Origin of the sequence: Vibrio sp. L3-7 (genome assembly GCF_963898195.1) — a bacterium.
In the GTDB taxonomy this organism is placed as follows: domain Bacteria; phylum Pseudomonadota; class Gammaproteobacteria; order Enterobacterales; family Vibrionaceae; genus Vibrio; species Vibrio echinoideorum.
Genome location: NZ_CAWQUW010000074.1, coordinates 113,310 through 132,443, shown reverse-complemented (window position 1 = coordinate 132,443; position 19,134 = coordinate 113,310). Strand labels below are relative to the sequence as shown.

The 19,134-nt window shown below is 44.3% G+C and carries 17 protein-coding genes; 12 read left to right on the top strand and 5 right to left on the bottom strand.

All coding sequences use genetic code 11. The annotated features are described in order from the left end of the window. Window positions 1-91 precede the first annotated feature (91 nt). The gene (locus AACW75_RS26090; RefSeq protein WP_029224880.1) at window positions 92-1,303 is read left to right on the top strand and encodes an argininosuccinate synthase; all 1,212 of its coding nucleotides are present in this window, start codon (window positions 92-94) and stop codon (window positions 1,301-1,303) included. A 348-nt stretch (window positions 1,304-1,651) separates the two neighbouring features. Next, window positions 1,652-3,526 (top strand): argininosuccinate lyase, encoded by a 1,875-nt coding sequence (gene argH, locus AACW75_RS26085; protein WP_017073715.1) that lies wholly within the window; start codon window positions 1,652-1,654, stop codon window positions 3,524-3,526. Window positions 3,527-3,801: 275 nt separating this feature from the next. On the opposite strand, the gene AACW75_RS26080 is transcribed toward argH, so the two are convergent. Beyond that, window positions 3,802-4,050 carry a DUF3624 domain-containing protein gene (locus AACW75_RS26080; RefSeq protein ID WP_145570016.1) on the bottom strand — a complete coding sequence of 83 codons (249 nt, stop codon included), beginning with the start codon at window positions 4,048-4,050 and terminating at the stop codon, window positions 3,802-3,804. Window positions 4,051-4,137: 87 nt separating this feature from the next. Between AACW75_RS26080 and AACW75_RS26075 the strand changes: the two genes are divergently transcribed. Continuing rightward, entirely contained in the window at window positions 4,138-4,485 is a 348-nt protein-coding gene (locus AACW75_RS26075) for a RidA family protein (protein ID WP_145570014.1), read from the top strand. Between the two features lie 231 nt (window positions 4,486-4,716). On the opposite strand, the gene AACW75_RS26070 is transcribed toward AACW75_RS26075, so the two are convergent. The 3 genes from AACW75_RS26070 to AACW75_RS26060 form a co-directional block, all read right to left on the bottom strand. Further along, window positions 4,717-6,183 carry a dihydrolipoyl dehydrogenase gene (locus tag AACW75_RS26070; RefSeq protein ID WP_145570012.1) on the bottom strand — a complete coding sequence of 489 codons (1,467 nt, stop codon included), beginning with the start codon at window positions 6,181-6,183 and terminating at the stop codon, window positions 4,717-4,719. Between the two features lie 332 nt (window positions 6,184-6,515). Further along, a complete protein-coding gene (locus AACW75_RS26065; RefSeq protein WP_145570010.1) occupies window positions 6,516-7,244 on the bottom strand; it encodes a glutathione peroxidase in 729 nt (242 codons plus the stop codon). A gap of 44 nt (window positions 7,245-7,288) precedes the next feature. Further along, entirely contained in the window at window positions 7,289-7,468 is a 180-nt protein-coding gene (locus tag AACW75_RS26060) for a hypothetical protein (protein WP_017073711.1), read from the bottom strand. Here AACW75_RS26060 and oxyR point away from each other — a divergent pair. Then, window positions 7,467-8,360 (top strand): DNA-binding transcriptional regulator OxyR, encoded by an 894-nt coding sequence (gene oxyR / locus AACW75_RS26055; protein WP_145570009.1) that lies wholly within the window; start codon window positions 7,467-7,469, stop codon window positions 8,358-8,360. The genes AACW75_RS26060 and oxyR overlap by 2 nt on opposite strands. Window positions 8,361-8,479: 119 nt before the next feature. Here the strand turns inward: oxyR and AACW75_RS26050 are convergent, their stop codons facing one another. Next, window positions 8,480-11,038: a PBP1A family penicillin-binding protein gene (locus AACW75_RS26050; protein ID WP_186437180.1), complete on the bottom strand. Its 2,559-nt coding sequence runs from the start codon at window positions 11,036-11,038 to the stop codon at window positions 8,480-8,482. Between the two features lie 151 nt (window positions 11,039-11,189). Here AACW75_RS26050 and pilM point away from each other — a divergent pair, with 151 nt between their 5' ends. The 8 genes from pilM to AACW75_RS26010 all read left to right on the top strand — a co-directional run bounded on the left by pilM (window position 11,190) and on the right by AACW75_RS26010 (window position 19,096). After that, on the top strand, window positions 11,190-12,215 hold the full coding sequence (pilM, locus tag AACW75_RS26045) for a type IV pilus assembly protein PilM (protein ID WP_029224878.1): 1,026 nt from the start codon (window positions 11,190-11,192) through the stop codon (window positions 12,213-12,215). Then, on the top strand, window positions 12,199-12,813 hold the full coding sequence (locus AACW75_RS26040; RefSeq protein WP_029224877.1) for a PilN domain-containing protein: 615 nt from the start codon (window positions 12,199-12,201) through the stop codon (window positions 12,811-12,813). The genes pilM and AACW75_RS26040 overlap by 17 nt, the downstream gene beginning before the upstream one ends. Continuing rightward, on the top strand, window positions 12,806-13,435 hold the full coding sequence (locus AACW75_RS26035) for a type IV pilus inner membrane component PilO (RefSeq protein WP_145570007.1): 630 nt from the start codon (window positions 12,806-12,808) through the stop codon (window positions 13,433-13,435). Before AACW75_RS26040 ends, AACW75_RS26035 begins: the two co-directional genes overlap by 8 nt. Next, window positions 13,422-13,940, top strand: a complete 519-nt coding sequence (locus tag AACW75_RS26030; RefSeq protein ID WP_029224876.1) for a pilus assembly protein PilP — start codon at window positions 13,422-13,424, stop codon at window positions 13,938-13,940. The genes AACW75_RS26035 and AACW75_RS26030 overlap by 14 nt, the downstream gene beginning before the upstream one ends. 35 nt (window positions 13,941-13,975) lie before the next feature. Then, window positions 13,976-15,691, top strand: a complete 1,716-nt coding sequence (locus tag AACW75_RS26025; protein WP_145570005.1) for a type IV pilus secretin PilQ — start codon at window positions 13,976-13,978, stop codon at window positions 15,689-15,691. A 176-nt stretch (window positions 15,692-15,867) separates the two neighbouring features. Continuing rightward, a complete protein-coding gene (aroK, locus tag AACW75_RS26020; protein ID WP_017073703.1) occupies window positions 15,868-16,386 on the top strand; it encodes a shikimate kinase AroK in 519 nt (172 codons plus the stop codon). A gap of 24 nt (window positions 16,387-16,410) precedes the next feature. Continuing rightward, window positions 16,411-17,499, top strand: a complete 1,089-nt coding sequence (gene aroB / locus AACW75_RS26015) for a 3-dehydroquinate synthase (protein ID WP_145570003.1) — start codon at window positions 16,411-16,413, stop codon at window positions 17,497-17,499. Window positions 17,500-17,578: 79 nt separating this feature from the next. Next, window positions 17,579-19,096 carry an SPOR domain-containing protein gene (locus tag AACW75_RS26010; protein ID WP_237297586.1) on the top strand — a complete coding sequence of 506 codons (1,518 nt, stop codon included), beginning with the start codon at window positions 17,579-17,581 and terminating at the stop codon, window positions 19,094-19,096. Window positions 19,097-19,134: the final 38 nt, after the last annotated feature.

Here is a 19,134-nt window from a genome sequence, read left to right as displayed (position 1 = left end):
AAGAATTTAGACAAATAAATTTAAATAATAACTATTAAAGTCATTTCCAACGCTGACCGCCATGTGCAGTATGGAAACTAGGAGAAAGAAAATGAGCAAAGTTAACGTAAAGAAAGTTGTAGTAGCCTACTCTGGCGGTCTAGACACATCAGTAATCATTCCATGGTTGAAAGAGAACTATGATTGTGAAGTTATCGCATTTGTTGCTGATGTAGGCCAAGGTGATGAAGAACTGATTGGTATCGAAGAAAAAGCGATCGCATCTGGTGCATCTGAGTGTTACATCGCTGACCTTAAAGAAGAGATGGTGGCAGATTACATCTACCCAACGCTCAAAACAGGTGCTTACTACGAAGGTAAATACTTGTTAGGTACTTCAATGGCTCGTCCAATCATTGCGAAAGCTCAGGTTGAAGTTGCCCGTAAAGTAGGTGCAGACGCGCTATGTCACGGCTGTACGGGTAAGGGTAATGACCAAGTTCGTTTTGAAGGTGCATTTGCTGCACTAGCACCAGACCTACACGTAATTGCACCTTGGCGTGAATGGGATCTAGTGAGCCGTGAAGAGTGTCTGGATTACCTAGCAGAGCGTAACATTCCTTGTACGGCTTCTCTTACTAAGATTTACTCGCGTGATGCAAACGCATGGCACATCTCTACCGAAGGTGGTGTTCTAGAAAATACATGGAACGCACCGGATGAAGATTGCTGGGCATGGACGGTAGATCCAGAACAAGCACCAAACGAATCTGAAACAGTGACGCTTAAAGTTGAAAAAGGTGAAGTGGTAGCGGTAGATGGCGAAACAATGACGCCATACAACGCACTGGTTTACCTAAACGAGAAGGGTGCGAAGCACGGTGTTGGTCGTATCGATATCGTAGAAAACCGTCTTGTTGGTATGAAGTCTCGTGGTTGTTACGAAACTCCAGGTGGCACAATCATGATGGAAGCACTACGTGCAGTAGAGCAACTGGTTCTTGATAAAGCGGCATTCGAATTCCGTGAAGAGCTAGGTGTTAAGGCTTCTCACCTTGTATACGATGGCCGTTGGTTCACTCCATTATGCAAATCAATTCTTGCCGCGACAGAAGAACTAGCACAAGACGTGAATGGCGAAGTGGTTATCAAACTTTACAAAGGCCATGCAACAGTGACTCAGAAACGTTCTGATAACAGCCTGTACTCTGAAGAGTTTGCAACCTTTGGTGAAGATGAAGTTTACGACCAAAGCCATGCTGAAGGCTTCATCCGTCTTTACTCGCTATCAAGCCGCATCCGTGCTTTGAATAGCCAAAAGTAATCCTAACAATGAGTTAGCGAGCTAGCTTTTAGCGCAAGGTTAAAGGCCAGTAAACCGACATTATTATGCAAAGCCCATTTACTACTAAACAGTGAATGGGCTTTTTGTTTTCTATTCGCTTAATAAATCAGCTTCAGCTTTTACCATTGAATGGCATATAATTCGCGCTCCACGCTGAAAATAATCAATGGAATGATCTTTTGGTGAATAAATATGTGAAAATAATGAATTAATACTTTATTTTCATTTTGAATTGCCGTAAGTTTAAACCATCAGAAAAATACTGAATCTTAATCAGAATTATCATTTGCAAAAAACAGTGAGCACTGTGCAATTAGGAGATACACAATGGCATTATGGGGCGGTAGATTTACCCAAGCAGCAGACACTCGGTTCAAAGATTTTAACGATTCTCTTCGTTTTGATTACCGATTGGCTGAGCAAGACATTGTTGGCTCTATTGCTTGGTCAAAAGCTCTACAGTCGGTCAATGTTCTAACAGAAGAAGAACAGCAAAGACTAGAGCTTGCACTGAATGAGCTAAAACTCGAAGTGATGGAAGACCCTGAACAGATCTTACGTTCTGATGCAGAAGATATTCACAGCTGGGTTGAGCAACAACTTATTGGCAAAGTCGGTGATTTGGGTAAAAAGCTTCACACTGGCCGTTCTCGTAATGACCAAGTAGCGACAGACCTTAAACTATGGTGTCGTCAACAAGGTAACCAATTACTGTTAGCGCTTGATCGCCTACAAAGCCAAATGGTGAACGTTGCTTCTCAGCATCAAGAAACCGTGCTTCCTGGCTACACTCACTTGCAACGTGCTCAGCCAGTAACTTTTGCTCACTGGTGCCTGGCTTACGTTGAAATGCTTGAGCGTGACTACTCTCGTTTGAATGATGCGATTAAGCGTCTAGATACATGTCCGCTGGGTTCTGGTGCCCTTGCCGGAACGGCTTACCCGATGGACCGTGAAGAGTTAGCTCACAACTTAGGTTTCCGTCGTGCAACACGTAACTCTCTAGATTCAGTCTCTGACCGTGATCATGTGATGGAGCTGATGTCGATTGCATCTATCTCTATGCTTCACCTTTCACGTCTTGCAGAAGATATGATTTTCTACAACTCGGGTGAATCGAATTTCATCGAGTTAGCGGATACTGTGACTTCAGGTTCATCCCTGATGCCACAAAAGAAAAACCCGGATGCGCTCGAACTTATCCGTGGCAAAACTGGCCGTGTATATGGTTCATTAGCGGCAATGATGATGACAGTAAAAGCTCTGCCTTTGGCGTACAACAAAGACATGCAAGAAGATAAAGAAGGTCTGTTCGACGCTTTAGATACTTGGAATGATTGTATGGAAATGGCGGCTCTTTGTTTTGACGGCATTAAAGTGAATGGCGAGCGTACACTTGAAGCGGCGAAGCAAGGTTATGCAAACTCAACCGAACTGGCTGATTACTTAGTTGCGAAAGGCATTCCTTTCCGTGAAGCTCACCACATTGTAGGTGTGACGGTAGTTGCGGCCATTGCTAAAGGCTGTGCACTAGAAGAATTGACCATCGCAGAGTTGAAAGAGTTCTCCGATGTGATCGAAGAAGATGTGTATAGCATCTTGACCATTGAATCGTGTCTTGAAAAACGTAGTGCGCTAGGTGGTGTGTCACCGCAGCAAGTCGCTTACGCGGTTGATCAAGCCGAGAAGCGTTTATCACAGCGTGATACTTCAATTGTTAAGGTTCGTCCTGCTCGTTTGACGGATATCGAAGCGTTAGAAGGCATGGTGGCCTACTGGGCTAACATGGGTGAAAACCTGCCTCGTTCTCGTAATGAACTGGTGCGTGATATTGGCTCGTTCGCGGTGGCTGAACATCATGGTGAAGTGACAGGCTGTGCATCACTCTATGTCTATGATTCTGGCTTAGCTGAAATTCGCTCCCTCGGCGTCGAAGCGGGTTGGCAAGGCCAAGGTCAAGGTACTGCGATTGTTCAGAATTTGGTTGATAAAGCACGACAAATGGCAATCAAGAAGGTGTTTGTACTGACTCGTACTCCTGAGTTCTTTATGAAGCATGACTTCTTGCCAACATCAAAGTCTTTGCTGCCAGAGAAGGTACTAAAAGATTGTGACCAGTGTCCTCGTCAACATGCATGTGATGAAGTGGCCTTGGAAGTGAACTTGGTAGAGCAGATTATCGCTAAGGTTAATGTTGCATAAATCATTGATTTTATAGCTCCTAAAAAAAAGATCAAAAATCTGATCTTTTTTGGGAACAAACTAAGAAAAGTCCGGTCTATTAAAGTACCACTGCTTTTTCTTAGAAATTTCTAAGAAAGCCCTAGAATCGATTGGTTCTGGGGCTTTTTTCTATCTGCTGTTTGGGAATTGGTTTGTAGGCTGTTTTTCAGGATGAATTCACTCACGGAGCCTTTAGATAGGATCGCACATTGTTTGCTGACACTGTCATTCCCATAAACGATTCCAATTTCAATCTAGTGTTTGTTATTTCGTAAAGGCAGCACGACAAATTTCATTATCCAATGCAGCGACAACAAACCACTGAATGCGCAAGCGGCCATCATCAAAGCGATAGAGTTTATGGCTTTCGGATCATCTTTGAAAAATATCCACCACGCTCCCCAACTGGCTATCGACAATAGCGTTAGTTGATTCATGCAGCGCTGGCAGCGACCGAGTTTGTTACGGATTTTTTCACTTTTATTGCAATGAATACATGTCATCTTGGGCTAGATTCGCGTTATGCTTGTTGCCCTGATAATAACACGTCACAAGATATTGGATCACGGTGACACAGAGAGAGAAAGTCGATGATTGAGCGCCAAGAAACCAAACAACGCATGAGCCGTATTGTTAAACATAACGGCACTATCTACCTATGTGGCCAAGTTTGTGCTGATGCAACAAAAGACATCACAGAACAAACACAGACCATGCTAGATAAAGTTGAAACTCTACTTGAGCAAGCAGGCAGTGACAAAGAGCACATGCTATCAGCAACGATTTACTTGAAAGACATGAAAGACTTCCAAGAAATGAATGAAGTATGGGATGCATGGGTTCCAGAAGGTCATGCCCCAGCTCGTGCATGTGTGACGGGTGATATGGCTCGCGAAGCGCTACTTGTTGAGATCTCTGTGATTGCTGCTGAGAAGTAATAGCTAAGTATTTAGCGACAGGTAATGGCTTCAAGAGATTCCAGATACTTCGTTCCTCAGTTCTGGAATGACGTAGAGGATTTCGGTCCTATAATATTTTGATAATTATCGTCACTCCCGGTAGCGACGAAGGAGCGTAATCGGGAATCTGTCGCTGCCAAAACAAAAAGGAAAGCCAATGGCTTTCCTTTTTAGTATCTAATCTATGCGTTCTGTATCAATCAGCAGAGATTAACAACCAGGGCCACAATCTAGACAGTGTTTCACCGTCTCCGGACCAAGGTGCAGTTTTGCATTGAGGTCACGTAGCGCTGTTCGAACACCTTCTTCAATCACTGGGTGGTAGAAAGGCATATCTAGCATTTCAGAAACCGTCATCTTATTCTGGTGTGCCCAAGCTAATAAGTGAGCTAAATGCTCTGCGTTTGGTCCCATCATTTCAGCTCCAAGGAAGCGGCCTGTACCTTGCTCGCCGTAAACGTGCAGAATACCTTTGTTACGCAGCATCACTCGTGAACGGCCTTGGCTTTCGAAAGACACTTCGCCTGTTGCAAAACAACCACATGTGCCTAGGCGTGTTGTGATCTCTTTATACGTTTCTCCAACCATCGCAATTTGCGGGTCTGAGAACACGGCTGAGATTTTTGAGCGGCGCAAGCCTGCTCGAATCTCAGGGAAGCGACCTGCGTTGTCACCCGCAATACGTGCTTGGTCTGCGGCTTCATGCAGTAGAGGCAGCTGGTTACTTGCATCACCTGCAATAAATACTGAAGGTAGCGACGTTTGTAGCGTGTAGTGATCGGCGATTGGCACACCACGTTCATCAAGTTCTAGAGAGGTGTTTTCTAGGCCAAGTTTATCGGTATTTGGACGACGACCCGTTGCTGCCAGCACATACTCAACGACGTTAGTTTCTAGCTCACCTTGCTTATTGATGAACTGGATTTCGACACGAGCTTCACCCGATTCAATGGTAATACGCTTCATGCTTTCGATTTTTACGTCAGCATCAAGATAGAACTCTTCATTGAAGGCTTTATCAGCATAAGCCATGATCTCTGGGTCTGTCACTGGGCCAACTTGACCACCTAAGCCGAATAGTTTTGTTTTCACACCTAAGCGGTGCAGTGACTGACCAAGCTCTAGGCCAATAACGCCAGGGCCGAATACTGCAACCGATTCTGGTAAATCATCCCAGCTGAACACGTCATCGTTAATGATCAGGCGGTCACCAAGTTCATTCCAAACTGCTGGATAAGCAGGGCGAGAACCTGTTGCGATAACAATGCGCTTAGCAGTCACTACTGTGTGGTCATCAATTTGTAGCGTGTTGTCATTTAAGAATTTAGCGTAGCCAGAGATTTTGTCTTGCTCTGGGATTTCATCAACACCTTCTAAAACAAAACCCACAAAACGGTCACGTTCAAACTTCACTCGGTCCATGACTTCACGGCCGTTAATCACGATATCACCTTGTGGGTGAACGCCAAAAGCCGGAGCTTTCTCGATGTGATGTACGCTTTCTGCCGCTGCAATAAGCAGTTTAGATGGCATACAACCAACACGAGCACAGGTTGTACCGTAAGGGCCGCCTTCAATCATCACAACACTGTCAGTGTGTGCTTTTGCAGCGCGGTAAGAACCTAGACCTGCTGTACCGCCCCCGATAACTGCTACATCTACATTGACTTGTTTCATAATAATTTTCTCGCAATGGCTAAATTTAGTTTGAACAAACCCCTCCAACTCTGGTGATTTGTTGAGAGTCAGGATAGCGGGTCAGTTTTGTGATTCTGTTTTATTAGGTTTAGTTGGTGATTCAGCTTTTGTTACTTACTGCTTCTTGTTACTAACTATAGGTTAGTTAAAAGTTGGCGAGTCAGAAGCTGTATCTTTTCCAAAGCTCATATAAGAGTGATTTGGAATAGCTAACCCACAAGAGGGTGGGTTAGCTGGTATTATTAAGCTATTTAATTACTTAGGTCATTTAATTGCTAAGCGTTTATTAGCGTTTATTAGCGACTAAGTGATTAACCTAGGAAAGCTTCTAGCTCTTCGCTGCCACCGATGTGTTTGCCACCGATGAATACTTGAGGAACTGTAGTGCGACCAGAGATTGCACGTAGGCTTACTGTTGTTGCGTCTTTACCCAGAACCACTTCTTCGTAGTTTAGACCTTTGTCGATTAGGTTCTGTTTCGCTTTCATACAGAAAGGACAGCCTGGCTTAGTGAATACTGTGATTGATTCTTGCTCTTTGTGCTCAGGAGCAAGGTAGTTAAGCATAGTATCTGCATCAGAAACCTTGAACGGGTCGCCTGGTACGTCTTCTTCGATGAACATTTTTTCTACTACGCCGTTTTTAACCAGCATGCTGTAGCGCCATGAACGTTTGCCAAAACCAATGTCATTTTTCTCAACTAACATACCCATACCGTCTGTGAAGTCGCCGTTGCCATCTGGGATGAATGTGATTTTTTCAGCTTCTTGGTCTGCTTTCCATGCGTTCATTACGAACGTGTCGTTTACAGAAACACAAAGGATGTCATCAACGCCGTTTTCTTTGAATACAGAGTGTAGCTCGTTGTAACGAGGTAGGTGGCTTGAAGAACATGTTGGTGTAAACGCACCTGGTAGGCTGAATACGATAACTGTCTTGTCTTTGAATAGCTCTTCCGTCGTTATGTTAACCCATGCATCACCTTGGCGAGTTGGGAATGTTACTTGAGGGATTGATTGACCTTCTTTAGATGCAAACATATTGATTTCCTTAAATAGTATTTTTAATTTTGTTCACTCAGAGCTTAACGTTTTTCTTTGCTCTGTTTCGTTTCGTTGAGCCCATTATTAGACAAATCCTTTGATAGCTCTAATCGTTTGATGTTATGGTTTTGATAGGTAAATTCTATCAAGAACATTTTTCTTTTAAATGTTTCTATTAAAACCCTTGTTCTTATTAAAACCTGAGGTAAGAGGCTGAGCATGAACATTCGTGACTTTGAATATTTGGTGGCGCTCGCAGAGCATAAGCACTTTAGAAAAGCGGCAGAGGCGTGCTTCGTCAGTCAACCTACTTTGAGTGGGCAGATACGTAAACTCGAAGATGAAATTGGTCTTCAGTTAACCGAGCGTAGTCCAAGGAAGGTGATCTTTACAGAATCTGGTTTACAACTTGTGGAACAGGCAAAACGCATTCTCAATGAAGTGAAGACCTTTAAAGATATGGCAAGCGGACACGGTGAAGCGATGACAGGGCCAATGCACATCGGTTTTATTCCGACTGTGGGGCCTTACATATTGCCGAAAATTATTCCTCATCTTAAAGAGTGTTTTCCCGATCTTGAACTCTACTTGCATGAAGCTCAGACGAATCAATTAGTGAGTCAGCTAGAAGATGGCAAGTTGGATTGCTTGGTATTGGCTGCTGTAGATGAAACGGCTTCTTTCAAAGAACTTGATGTTTATAATGAACCATTAAGTGTTGCGGTTCCGTGTGACCATGAATGGGCTGAGCAAGACAGTGTGGACATGTTGCAACTCAATGGAAGAACGGTACTGTCTTTAGGTGATGGCCACTGTTTACGAGACCAAGCCTTAGGCTTCTGTTTTGCTGCGGGAGCAAAAGACGATGAACGTTTTAAAGCGACCAGCTTAGAGACGCTGCGTAACATGGTAGCGGCAGGGGCGGGTATTACCTTGTTACCTCAGCTATCGGTTCCAAAGGAAAAGAAGAAAGATGGTGTGTGTTACGTACCGGCTGTTAATCCAACGCCTTCACGTCGCATTGTTGTCGCATACCGACCAGGCTCTCCATTGAAGGGACGATTTGAGCAACTGGCTGACACTATTCGCACGCAATTAGAGAAAGTGGTTTAGCTGTTTGTTTTAAAATAATAGATATCAAAGGTTCAAACAGTAGATACAAAAAAGGGTTGATATGAATTCATATCAACCCTTTTTAGTTGGTTCATCTTACTAGGTTCAACAAACCCTAGCTAGAACAGCTCTTCTACGGCTTCGCCTGATGACGTTGAGTAGATATCATCGTTGAAACGTTCAGTGATGTACTCGGTTGGCTCTGTGCCTTTTTCGAAGTACTCGAACATTGATGAGCTATCGAACTTGTTGGTCAGTAAGCCAGTTTCACGGTCGATACGAACTCGGACGATGTTTTCCGGAAGTTCTTTACGCTGCGCAGGTACATCTGCTAATGCAGTGCCCATGAAATCAACCCATGCAGGTTCTGCTGTTTTAGCGCCCGCTTCTGCACCTGTAATCTGGTTTTTACCAAGGTTCGAGTTTGTTTTGGTTCTACCTAGGTTGCGGTTGTGGTTATCAAAGCCAACCCACACCGTTGCAACCATGCCAGGGCCGTACCCGCTGTACCAAGTATCTTTCGAATCGTTGGTGGTACCTGTTTTGCCGCCAATGTCACGACGCTTCAACGGCTGTGCACGCCAACCTGTACCGTTCCAACCAGTGCCTGCGCTCCAGTCACCGCCGCCCCAGATGTTGCTGTACATCATTTCACGAACAAGGAATGCGTTCTGCTCAGAGATCACTTGAGGTGCGTACTGTATTTTCGCGTCGACATCTTGCTCTGCAAATTCATCGGCCATTGGATCTGTGGCAGCTTTCTGATCGCAATTGTCCTTACAAACCACTTTTGGTGTCGCTTCAAATTCAGTTTCACCAAATGGGGTTTCAATATGGCTGATGTAGAACGGTTCTACGTAGTAGCCGCCATTAGCGAATACCGAGTAACCTTGCGCTACTTTCATTGGTGTTAAGCTGCCAGCACCCAGCGCAATAGTTTCTGAGCGAGGCACTTCATCAATATCAAAACCAAAACGTGTTAGATAATTACGAGTGTCATCCAAACCCACTTCACGAAGCACACGCACAGCCATTACGTTTTTAGATTGAGCTAAGCCAATGCGTAAACGCGTAGGACCCACGTATGTCGGTGGTGAGTTCTTTGGTCGCCATGCCGTACCTTGGCTCTTATCCCATTGGTTGATAGGTGCATCGTTGATCAGTGATGCCAGAGTTAAGCCTTTATCAATGGCCGCTGAGTAGATAAATGGTTTGATGCCAGAACCGACTTGACGAACAGATTGCGTTGCACGGTTAAATTTGTTGTGAACAAAGTTAAAGCCACCGACCATCGACAATATCGCGCCGTTGTTCGGGTTCATTGCAACAAAAGCGGTGTTCGCATTGGGTACTTGGCTTAGTCGCCATACAACCGGTGTTTCAGTTTCCGTCGTTGCTTCTTCTGTTGGTTCTTCAGAGACTTCGTCACCTGTTATCGCTTCATGGCGAACCCAGATTTGCTCTCCAACCGCAACAATTTCTTTTGCTTGAGATGGGGCAGGGCCTTGACGATTATCCGTTAGGAACTTACGCGCCCAGTTCATGCCTTGCCATTCGATAGAGCCTTCACCTTGGTTTTTAACCCAGATTTGTGTGCTTTTCGAATCAACGGCCGTAACAACCGCTGGAACTAGGTCACCATAGGTTGGTTGAGACTTCAGATGCTTAACGATTTGTTCATGATCCCAAGCCGATTGCGCGGTTTGCCACAACACTTTTTCAGCACCGCGGTAACCGTGACGCTCATCGTAACCAAGTAGGTTTTTAATCGCGGCTTGGTTAGCTGCTTTTTGAAGTTTTGAATCAACAGTCGTGTAAACCTTCATACCTGACGTATAAGCGGCTTCACCGTAGCGTTCAACCATCCAAGCTCGTGCTACTTCAGCAACATAGGGTGCGCTCAGTTCAATCTCTGCACCGTGGTATTTCGATATCAAAGTCTCGCTACGAGCTTCATCGAACTCTGATTGAGTGATGTATTTCTCGTCTAACATACGACGTAATACCACGTTACGACGGTGAGTCGCGCGCTCAATCGAATAGATAGGGTTCATCGTGGATGGTGCTTTTGGCATACCCGCCAGTGTAGCAATTTCACTCAGGGTAAGCTCAGGGAGATCCTTACCGAAATAAACACGCGCTGCCGCGCCAAAACCGTACGAGCGGTGACCAAGGAAGATCTTGTTTACATAAAGCTCCATGATCTCTTCTTTGCTAAGCAGTTGCTCGATATGGATCGCAATGAAGATCTCTTTGATCTTACGCATGATCTTTTTCTCATTAGATAAGAAGAAGTTACGCGCAAGTTGTTGAGTAATGGTACTCGCCCCTTGTTTGGCTGAACCCGACATCGCAACGACGAGCGCTGCACGGGTGATACCAATTGGATCAATACCTGGGTGTTCGTAGAAACGGCTATCTTCGGTGGCAATCAGGGCCTCAACTAAGTGGCGAGGGATCTCGTCATAAGTCACTGGGTTACGACGCTTCTCACCAAATTGAGAGATCAATTTACCGTCTTGACTGAAGACTTGCATTGGCGTTTGGAGTTTTACGTCACGCAGAGTAGCAACATCAGGCAGCTCGGGTTTTACGTAATAATAAAACCCAAAAATTGTACTGACTCCAAGAATCATGCAAATCAATGTAAATATGAATAATCGCTTTATGAACTTCACCGGATAATCCCTGATTAGTTAAGGCTGATAAGCAGCAAACCCTTGTACTCTAGGTTAAAAACTTAGCTTTCGTTTATTAACGCTTATTTAACTAATAATCACAACCCCTAGATAATCAACGAAATGCTTGGCACTTCAGGAGCTAGGTCACATGGGTTCATCATTAATTACAGGTATAGATATAAATCATCACAGCATCAAAGCTGTGGTCCTAAAACCCGTTGGGGAGTCGTATGCCCTAGTGGGATACAAAGAGCTGCCGATTTCGGACGACATTTTTACAGCTAACCATACTCTGGAGTATCAGAAAACTGTTAAGAAACTCAAAGAACTTAGGAAAGGGCTGCCTTTTGGAAGTCGCAACGTCTCTATTTCGGTACCGGAGAACACAGTGATCAGCAAAGTACTGCAAATAGAGAGTGATCTAGAAGACAGAGAAAAAGAGTTCTCGATCTATCAAACCTTTGCTCACCAATCTCCCTTTCCTATCGAGGAGCTGAGTTTAGATTTTGTAAAGCTGGAAGACAAACGATTTGGTAAAGGATCAACAAGCAGCTACCAAGTGTATGCGACTCGTAAAGAGGTGGTTGATAGCCGAGCCGATGCGTTAACGAAAGCAGGGTTTAAACCTATCTTGGTTGATACACAGGCACATGGCCTTCTCAATATTTGGCAACTGGCTTCGCGTTTGTATCCAGAAAAAAAGAATTGGTTGCTGGTGGATGTTGGCATCGACCAAACGTCGTTAGGGATTATCCCACAAGGTTCAGTACCTTTTTATAAAGACCTTGCCTTTGGTACCCAAGATCTTCGCGGTACGGATAAACCTAGTGATATCGAAGGTGGGTTCGTCACAGCCGAGGAGACGCACCGATTTATTGTCAATTTAATTGAAAAACTCAAGCGTCAGTTACAGCTCTATTCGTCGGTGAATACGCTTCAACCTATTGCAGGGATATGGTTGATGGGTGAGGGTGCAAGCACACCGATGCTCATTGATGAGCTAGAGCGACATTTTCAGTTGAGTTGTGAGTCATTGAATCCTTTGTCTTTGTTTGAAAATAAGGTTGCGAAGAAGCGTCGACTACCTATGGATTGGCAACATTTTGGTATTGCGGCGGGTATGGCAATGAGTGGGCTTAAATGGCAAGGAGAAAAGCATGTTGCATCAAATTAACCTGCTGCCTTGGCGTGACGAGATTCGAGGTCAGCATAAAAAGCGTTTTGTTCATTTGGTTATTCTCGGCACCATTATAGCGTTCTTGGGGCAATGGGCGGTGGGAAACTATTTTCATGGCCAACACGCCAAGCAGCAATCTCGCCTCAGTTACCTCGATAAGTACATCGCAGAGCTCGACCAGAAGATCCAATCATTAAAAGTGGCGGAACAAGAACACAAAGCCATTCTTACCAGACTCGATGTTGTGGAGTCATTACAACTCGGTCGCAATAAAACTACCGACTTTATGAACCTGATGCCTGAGTTGATTCCTGAGGGCGTGTATGTCGACAAGATCAAAATGAATGGTCAGGAAATCGAAATGTCGGGCATCAGTGACAGTACCGCTCGCCTCGCAACTATGTTGGATAACCTCGAACGTTCCGACTCTCTTAAAGGGGTCGAGATGCATTCTATCGTTCACAACCGTAAACGTTTCAATAAGGACTTCCAGACCTTCAAGGTCTCTTTTGTGTTTAGCCCTGTTTCTTTAGAAAATACAACCGCAGAAAGCGCAACCGCCAAGATAGAAAATAAGGGGGCGAATCATGGCTAGCTTTCAAAATCGGATTAGTTGGCAAAATAGGATGAGCTTGCGAGAGCTCGATGTTGATGAGATCACTGAATGGCCTTTGTTGCCTCAACTGCTAGTGATTATGGTGTTAATGGTGCTTATCCAAGGGGTAGGGACTTGGCTCTATATTCTGCCGTTGGACGATGAACTTCAACAGATGAAGCAACAAGAGCAGACGCTTAAAGCCACTTTGAGAATTAAAGCCAATAAGGTGGCGGCTTTGCCTAAGCTGCAGAGCCAACTAGATGAGTTGACCAGCCGCTACGACTACCTATTAGAGCAACTACCGGTTCAGAAAGAGCTAGCCAGCATGTTGGCCTCAGTGAATGAGCTTGGGTTGGATAATAAACTGACGTTTACGCGGATTGATTGGGGACAGAAGCAAAACAAGGCGTTCCTGTATTTATTGCCACTCAATATCGAACTGACTGGTGATTACCACGAGATTGGTGATTTCTCTGCGGCCATCGCTAAGCTCCCGCGCATTATTAGCTTTGATGATGTGAATTGGCAACGAGTCAGTCAAGAAAGTAGCACACTGCATTTTAGGGTTCGAGCTTATACCTACCAGTTCAAAGCGGAGGTCAATGATGAAACCCAGTAACGTGCTTTATTCCATATTGTTACTGCTTGTGTTGTCGGGCTGCAAAGCGAACGAGGATTCGTTAGATGACTTTGTTGTACACGTCGAAGCTAAGGCCAGGAAAGAGGTGGATCAGCTTGTCCCGGTCACTGAATTTTCAGCCGCTATTTATCAACGTCGAGCTTTTCGTCCTCCCTTTGAACTTCCTAAAGAAGCGATCGTGCAAAACCAACCTTTGGTTAAGAAAAACTGTTGGCAGCCTAGTGTTCGCTCTCGGAATGGCAAGTTAGAAAAGTACCCTCTGAGCAAGCTGCGTTTAAAAGGCGTAATGGGAAGTGGTTCAAATGTACTTGGATTAGTGCAAACGCCGAGAGGCAACGTTGTGAATGTAAAGAAAGGCCAATTCATCGGCTTAAATAACGGTCGGGTCACTAAAGTGACAAGCCAGTACGTTCTGATAAATGAAACTCTTCCAGATGGCTTAGGTTGTTGGCACAAACGCAACGTTAGGTTAGCTCTGAAGTAAACCAATGTCACATGATGTGGATATGAGATGTAACTATGATTAAAGGAATAAGTGGGATAGTGAACAAAGCGCTGCAAGGCATTGTGTTGTCTTTGATGTTGTTTTTTACGGTAACAATTTACGCCGAAACCTCCAACAAGTTGGAGAATATTGATTTCAGGGTAAATAAAGACAAAGACGCGATCATCATTATCGAATTGGCAACCACCACTGCGGTTGTCGATGTTCAGCGAGTGCAAGAAGGCTTAAGTATTGAGTTGATTAATACTCAGGTAGACGACGACAAACTGTATCTACTGGACGTCAGGGATTTTGCGACCTTAGTTGAGGGTATTGAAGTCTTTAGAGAATCGCCGAGCACTCGGCTGTTGGCAAACATCTCCAATGACTACCAATATGAGTACAACCTTAAAGGACGCTTTATTGAGGTTGTTGTGAGTCAGCCTAAGGTCGATAAAGCGGCGGTTGAGAAAAGCATCTTGGAAAAAGAAGGCAAGCTGATATCGATTAACTTCCAAGACATTCCTGTTCGTAATGTTCTTCAATTGATAGCCGATTACAATGATTTCAACTTAGTGGTGTCTGATTCAGTCGCAGGAAATTTAACTTTACGGTTAGATGGCGTCCCTTGGCAGCAAGTTCTCGACATTATCTTGCAAGTTAAAGGATTGGATAAACGCGTTGATGGTAACGTTATCTTAGTGGCACCAAAAGCTGAGCTCGATCTTCGCGAGCAACAAGCGTTAGAAAAATCTCGCTTAGAAGAGGAGTTGGGAGAGCTTAAGTCGGAAATTATCAAGATTAACTTTGCCAAAGCGACCGATATCGCAGACATGATTGGCGGTGATGGCTCGGTGAGTATGCTGTCTGATCGAGGTTCAATTACTATTGATGAGCGTACCAACTCGCTTTTGATTCGAGAGCTAGAAGAAAACATTACGGTGATACGAGGCATTATTGAATCCTTGGATATCCCGGTAAAACAAGTACAGATAGAGGCACGCATTGTGACGGTTACTGAGGGTAACCTTGATGAACTTGGGGTACGTTGGGGCGTTTCTTCAACAAATGGTAGCTTCACTGTTGGCGGTTCGATAGAAGGTAACCATTTATCTTCAATTACTCCTTATGATGACAATAGTGGAAACAGCGTGATTGATGACTTTCTAAATGTAAACTTGGGTGCGACATCTCCGAATGCTTCAAGCATTGCTTTTCAGGTTGCTAAGCTCGGTTCTGATACTTTGCTCGACCTTGAGTTATCAGCACTACAACAAGAGTCGAAAGCCGAAATTATTTCTAGCCCACGATTAATCACCACCAATAAAAAACCGGCTTATATTGAGCAAGGCACGGAAATTCCCTATTTAGAGTCCTCTTCTAGTGGTGCAACATCGGTCGCATTTAAGAAAGCGGTATTGAGTCTGAAGGTGACACCGCAGATCACGCCAGATAATCGCTTGGTGTTGGATTTGAGTGTGACTCAAGATAGACCTGGGCAAGTTGTGAAAACGGGAACGGGTGAGGCTGTGGCCATTGATACCCAAAGGATTGGCACGCAAGTGCTTGTTAATAATGGTGAAACTGTCGTGCTCGGTGGGATTTTTCAACACAGTGTCAGCAGCACGGTCGATAAAGTTCCTCTGTTGGGAGACTTGCCAGTTTTAGGCGCATTGTTCCGTCGCAGCTATGAAAATGTGGGCAAAAGTGAACTACTTATTTTTGTTACACCTAAAGTTGTGATTCAGTAATGAACAATTAGATTAAAAATAAAGTTGCATTAGTGGCACCTAACCTTGATAATTTCGGGTCTTATCACGAATTATCTGTGAGGAATCGGTGCCACGGGCCTTTTAATTTCAGTACTTGTACTGACCTACCTTGTGGCGATGTCATTGAATTAACGTTGTAAATTACTGCTAAAAACATGGCTGAGAAACGCAATATTTTTCTTGTTGGCCCAATGGGCGCCGGCAAAAGTACAATTGGTAGACACCTAGCTTCCCAACTTCATATGGAGTTTTTAGACTCTGACACTGTGATCGAAGAGCGCACTGGCGCAGACATCGCATGGGTTTTTGATGTTGAGGGCGAAGATGGTTTCCGTAAACGCGAAGAATCTGTAATCAACGATCTGACAGAAGAACAAGGTATTGTTCTTGCGACAGGTGGTGGTTCAGTGCTGAGCAAAGAAAACCGTAACCGTCTATCTGCACGAGGCATTGTTGTGTACCTAGAGACAACAATTGAAAAGCAACTTGCTCGCACTAACCGCGACAAGAAACGCCCTCTACTTCAAACAGACAACCCGCGTGACGTGCTAGAAGATCTAGCTGTATCCCGCAACACACTATACGAGGAAGTGTCGGACTACACAGTTCGTACTGACGACCAAAGTGCAAAAGTGGTAGCCAACCAGATCGTAAAAATGCTAGAAGAACGTTAAGTTCATTTTTCGGAGAGCAAACCCATGGAACGGATTACGGTCAATCTAGCTGAGCGTAGCTACCCAATCTCTATTGGCGCCGGGTTATTTGAAGACCCGGCGTACCTTTCTTTTTTATCAGGCAAACAGAAAGTTGTTGTTATCAGTAATGTGACAGTAGCGCCTCTTTATGCTGATAAAATTTTATCGCTATTGGATCAAGTAGGCTGTCAAACTTCTCTTTTAGAGTTGCCAGACGGTGAGCAATACAAAACCCTCGAAACGTTCAACTCAGTGATGAGCTACATGCTTGAAGGAAATTACAGCCGCGATGTGGTTGTGATTGCTTTAGGTGGTGGTGTTATCGGTGATTTGGTCGGTTTTGCTGCATCTTGTTATCAACGCGGTATTGATTTCATTCAAATCCCGACGACACTTCTTTCTCAAGTGGATTCCTCTGTAGGTGGTAAAACCGCAGTGAACCATCTTCTTGGTAAGAATATGATCGGCGCTTTTTACCAACCAAAATCTGTCATCATTGATATTCACTGTTTATCAACGCTTCCTGAGCGTGAGTTCGCAGCGGGTATTGCTGAGGTAATCAAATACGGCATCATTTACGATGAAGCCTTCTTTGATTGGTTGGAACTGAATCTAGAGAAACTTTATCAACTTGATGAAGAAGCACTGATTACCGCAATTGCTCGTTGTTGTGCAATTAAGGCAGAAGTGGTTGCTCTAGATGAAAAAGAGTCAGGAATCAGAGCGTTATTGAACCTAGGTCATACATTTGGTCATGCGATCGAAGCTGAACTAGGCTATGGTAATTGGCTACATGGTGAAGCTGTGTCTTCAGGAACTGTAATGGCAGCGAAAACCGCTCAATTACAGGGACTGATCTCTCAGCAGCAGCTTGAGCGAATTATTTCTATACTCAAGGATGCGAAACTGCCAGTTCATACGCCAGAAAGCATGTCTTTTGAAGACTTTATGAAGCACATGATGCGTGATAAAAAAGTGCTGTCTGGTCAATTACGCCTGGTATTGCCAACAAGTATTGGTACTGCTGAAGTGGTTGCTGATGTGCCTCAAGACATCATTAAACAAGCGATTGATTTCTGCCGTACTCTTTAAATTTGGTTGTGAGGTTGCCTAGCTAAACTCTAGGCAACTGAAGCGTTTTACTGATCGGTCTTATCAGTAGGGATCCCCAATGAGTTTGGCTCATGAATTAAGAGTATTAGAGTTAGAGTCTCAAGTTGAGCTGCTAGAACGCTTACAGCTTTTGACTAACTTTGGTTCAAACCTAGTGACGGTTGCGGGTAAAGCTGGTTCAGGCCGTTCTTGGTTAGCTCAGCGTTATCTTGAGGCGTGGTCGACAGAAAAAAATCAATGCTTACTGCTTTGTCACCCGAGCCAAGACGATCAACAACGTCGCGCGCTTATTCTTAGCCAAATTGTTTCTGACCCCCTATTTAATCAACATGATTCCTTATCAGATAGCCTAGCTAGGTTACTTGATGGAGAGGCGTGTAACGTGGTTATCGTTGTTGATGATGCCCACCGACTCTCCGAGCTATTGGTATCCGAATTATGGATGTTGGTACTGGAAGCTCAATCTAACCCCCAATGGACGATCAATATCGTTCTCTTTTCTGACACTGGCCACTTAGACACGCTATTAACACGTCTGAGTTATGGCCAACAACATAAGCCTATCGATCTAGAGATCGATAATCTTTCTCAGCCAGAGGCTGAACATTTCTTTGAATCTTTAGTGATTCGGTATGTTGATGATGAGTCTGAATCTCGCGTGCGACATGCGTATAAGAAAGCGCAACCTCTGCCCGGAGAGTTAATGGCTTTAGGAGAATTGAAAGTGGAAAAAAGGATTATTATTCGCTCAATTATTGGTTCACCAATCAACATTGCGATTGTGGTGGCCTTGTTGTTGGTTTTAATTGGTGGCGGTTATTGGTGGATGTTCAGTCAACCAACACCTGACGATAAAGTACAATCTCTTATCTCACCAATTGAACAAACTGCTATCCCTACTTTTGAAGTGAAGACTGGTAGCGAGCAAGTTGGTGCTGAAGGAACGGTTGATTCAGAAATAACAACTGACATGAGTTACCAAGGTGCTGACGATGATAGTTCGTCTCTACCGCCAGTTGTGGTTGAAGATACTGCCAGTGTTGGTGAGGTAGATAAAAACCAGCAGCGCGTGGTGATTACTTCTGATGTCGTTGATGCTTTGCTTGATGATAAGCCAGAGAGTGCCGATACCAGTGCGATTGATGCTGCCGTGGAAGAGAACACTGGATCTCCAGTTAATTCGCAATCTGATGCAACAGGAAATGAATCACAATCTTCAGTCGATCAAGATGCGGACCTGACACAATCAACGCCGCCGACTAAAAAAATCACCTTTTCATTTTCTCGCGAGGAGCTACAAGCTATCTCCCCACGCGCTTATACCTTACAGTTGAGTGCGATGACCGCATTAGAAGATGTTCAGTCTTTTATTGAAGAGTATGAAGTCGAAAACAAGGTTCGTATTTATCCAACACTACGAAATGATACCAAGTGGTTTATTATCACTTACCAAGATTACCCGACGATTCAAGTCGCGCGAGATGCGGTGAGTTCGCTACCAAAAGCCCTTCAAGAGTTGGAACCTTGGGCAAAATCGATGAATCAGGTACATCGAGAGATAGAACGTGCGAAATAACCCTGAGCTTAGCCTTAAAATATGTTACATTCCGCAGC

What these genes read in the sequence shown, in the direction of transcription:
- AACW75_RS26090 (WP_029224880.1), top strand. Translation starts at nt 92, where the DNA reads ATGAGCAAAGTTAACGTAAAGAAAGTTGTAGTAGCCTACTCTGGCGGT.
- argH (WP_017073715.1), top strand. Translation starts at nt 1,652, where the DNA reads ATGGCATTATGGGGCGGTAGATTTACCCAAGCAGCAGACACTCGGTTC.
- AACW75_RS26080 (WP_145570016.1), bottom strand. Translation starts at nt 4,050, where the DNA reads ATGACATGTATTCATTGCAATAAAAGTGAAAAAATCCGTAACAAACTC.
- AACW75_RS26075 (WP_145570014.1), top strand. Translation starts at nt 4,138, where the DNA reads ATGATTGAGCGCCAAGAAACCAAACAACGCATGAGCCGTATTGTTAAA.
- AACW75_RS26070 (WP_145570012.1), bottom strand. Translation starts at nt 6,183, where the DNA reads ATGAAACAAGTCAATGTAGATGTAGCAGTTATCGGGGGCGGTACAGCA.
- AACW75_RS26065 (WP_145570010.1), bottom strand. Translation starts at nt 7,244, where the DNA reads ATGTTTGCATCTAAAGAAGGTCAATCAATCCCTCAAGTAACATTCCCA.
- oxyR (WP_145570009.1), top strand. Translation starts at nt 7,467, where the DNA reads ATGAACATTCGTGACTTTGAATATTTGGTGGCGCTCGCAGAGCATAAG.
- AACW75_RS26060 (WP_017073711.1), bottom strand. Translation starts at nt 7,468, where the DNA reads ATGCTCAGCCTCTTACCTCAGGTTTTAATAAGAACAAGGGTTTTAATA.
- pilM (WP_029224878.1), top strand. Translation starts at nt 11,190, where the DNA reads ATGGGTTCATCATTAATTACAGGTATAGATATAAATCATCACAGCATC.
- AACW75_RS26040 (WP_029224877.1), top strand. Translation starts at nt 12,199, where the DNA reads ATGTTGCATCAAATTAACCTGCTGCCTTGGCGTGACGAGATTCGAGGT.
- AACW75_RS26035 (WP_145570007.1), top strand. Translation starts at nt 12,806, where the DNA reads ATGGCTAGCTTTCAAAATCGGATTAGTTGGCAAAATAGGATGAGCTTG.
- AACW75_RS26030 (WP_029224876.1), top strand. Translation starts at nt 13,422, where the DNA reads ATGAAACCCAGTAACGTGCTTTATTCCATATTGTTACTGCTTGTGTTG.
- AACW75_RS26025 (WP_145570005.1), top strand. Translation starts at nt 13,976, where the DNA reads ATGATTAAAGGAATAAGTGGGATAGTGAACAAAGCGCTGCAAGGCATT.
- aroK (WP_017073703.1), top strand. Translation starts at nt 15,868, where the DNA reads ATGGCTGAGAAACGCAATATTTTTCTTGTTGGCCCAATGGGCGCCGGC.
- aroB (WP_145570003.1), top strand. Translation starts at nt 16,411, where the DNA reads ATGGAACGGATTACGGTCAATCTAGCTGAGCGTAGCTACCCAATCTCT.
- AACW75_RS26010 (WP_237297586.1), top strand. Translation starts at nt 17,579, where the DNA reads ATGAGTTTGGCTCATGAATTAAGAGTATTAGAGTTAGAGTCTCAAGTT.